Origin of the sequence: Mesorhizobium sp. M7A.F.Ca.CA.002.04.1.1 (assembly GCF_004022805.1) — a bacterium.
GTDB classification, from domain to species: domain Bacteria; phylum Pseudomonadota; class Alphaproteobacteria; order Rhizobiales; family Rhizobiaceae; genus Mesorhizobium; species Mesorhizobium ciceri.
Genome location: NZ_RZPL01000934.1, coordinates 1 through 1,838, shown reverse-complemented (window position 1 = coordinate 1,838; position 1,838 = coordinate 1). Strand labels below are relative to the sequence as shown.

The following is a 1,838-nucleotide window of genomic DNA, read 5'->3' as shown; positions in this document are numbered from 1 at the left end:
GGACCGAGCGGGCCGCAGGGCTCGCCTCCCGATCTAGAAGACATCATCCGCCGCGGCCAGGACCGGCTGCGGCGCGCTCTTCCGGGCGGCGGCGGCGCGAGCCCGGCTATCTTCGCGCTGATCGCGGCTGCACTTGTGGTGCTGTGGGCGTTCAAGGCGGTTTACACCGTGCAGCCCGATGAGGTCGCGGTCGAACTGCGCTTCGGCAAGCCGAAGACCGAACTGTCGCAGCCTGGCCTGCATTTCCATTGGTGGCCGCTCGAAACCGTCGAGACGGCCAAGATTTCCGAGCAGCTCGTCGATATCGGCGGTGGCGGCGCGACAAGTGGCAATACGTCCGGGCTGATGCTTACCGGCGACCAGAACATCGTCAACGTCCAGTTCTCCGTGGCCTATCAGGTCTCCGACCCGCGCGCGTATCTGTTCGATGTGTCCGATCCCGACGGCATGCTGCGGCAGGTTGCCGAAAGCGCCATGCGTGAAGCCGTCGGCCGCCGGCCGGCGCAGGACATCTTCCGCGACGACCGCCAGGGCATTGCCGCCTCGGTGCGTGAGATCATCCAGACGACGCTGGACGGCTACAAGGCCGGTCTCAACGTCAACGCCGTCTCGATCGAGGATGCGGCACCGCCACGCGAAGTGGCCGATGCGTTCGACGAGGTGCAGCGCGCCGAGCAGGACGAGGACAAGTTCGTCGAGCAGGCCAACCAGTACTCCAATCAGAAGCTCGGGCAGGCGCGCGGCGAGGCCGCACAGATCCGCGAAGACGCGGCCGCCTACAAGAACCGGGTCGTGCAGGAAGCCGAGGGTGAGGCGCAGCGCTTCATCTCGGTCTATGACGAATATGCCAAGGCGCCCGATGTAACGCGCAAGCGCCTCTACCTGGAAACCATGGAGAAGGTTCTGAAGGATTCGAGCAAGGTCATCGTCGAGCAGGGCAACGGGCAAGGGGTCGTTCCCTATCTGCCGCTGCCGGCATTGCAGCCGAAAGCGCCGGCACCGGCCGCCCCCGTTACGGGAGGTAACCAGTGATGGCCAACCGTCTTCCCATCATCGTCGTCGCAGCAGCGGTTATCCTGTTCCTGCTCTATTCGTCGGTCTTCGTGGTCAATGCGCGCCAGCAGGCGCTGGTGCTCAGGTTCGGTGAGATCGTCGACGTCAAGAGCGAACCCGGCATCTACTTCAAGGCGCCGTTCTCGTTCTTCGACGCCGACACCGTGCAGCTGATCGAGAACCGGGTGCTGCGCTTCGATCTCGACAACATTCGCGTCCAGGTCTCGGGCGGCAAGTTCTATGAGGTCGATGCCTTCATCGCCTATCGCATCTCGGATCCGCGGGTCTTCCGCGCCGCGGTGTCCGGTCAGATCGAACTGGCCGAGGCCCGGCTCAGGACGCGTCTCGACGCTGCCTTGCGCCGTGTCTATGGTCTGCGTGATTTCGAGGCAGCACTCTCCGAAGAGCGCGGCGTGATGATGCGCGAGGTCCGCGACCAGCTCAGGCCCGATGCCACATCGCTCGGCCTGCAGATCGAGGATGTCCGCATTCGCCGCACCGATCTCACGGCCGAGGTCTCGCAGCAGACCTTCGACCGCATGAAGGCGGAACGCCTTGCGGAAGCTGCCCGGCTGAGGGCGCGCGGCAATGAGGCGGCACAGCGCATCACCGCCCGCGCCGATCGCGAAGTGGTCGAGATCGTCGCCGAAGCCCAAAAAGAGTCGGAAATCCTGCGCGGCGAGGGCGAGGCCCAGCGCAGCGCCACCTTCGCGGGAGCCTATCAGCGCGATCCGGCTTTCTTCGACTTCTACCGGTCGATGAATGCCTATGGCACGGCGCTGGAC

The 1,838-nt window shown here is 65.0% G+C and carries 2 protein-coding genes; both read left to right on the top strand.

All coding sequences use genetic code 11. From position 1 onward, the window contains the following. A partial coding sequence (gene hflK, locus ENZ75_RS30655; protein ID WP_128278579.1) for an FtsH protease activity modulator HflK occupies nt 1–1,032 on the top strand: 1,032 nt, incomplete at its 5' end. After that, the coding region (locus tag ENZ75_RS30650; RefSeq protein WP_164761034.1) for a protease modulator HflC at nt 1,032–1,838 on the top strand (807 nt) is incomplete at its 3' end. The genes hflK and ENZ75_RS30650, both read left to right, overlap by 1 nt.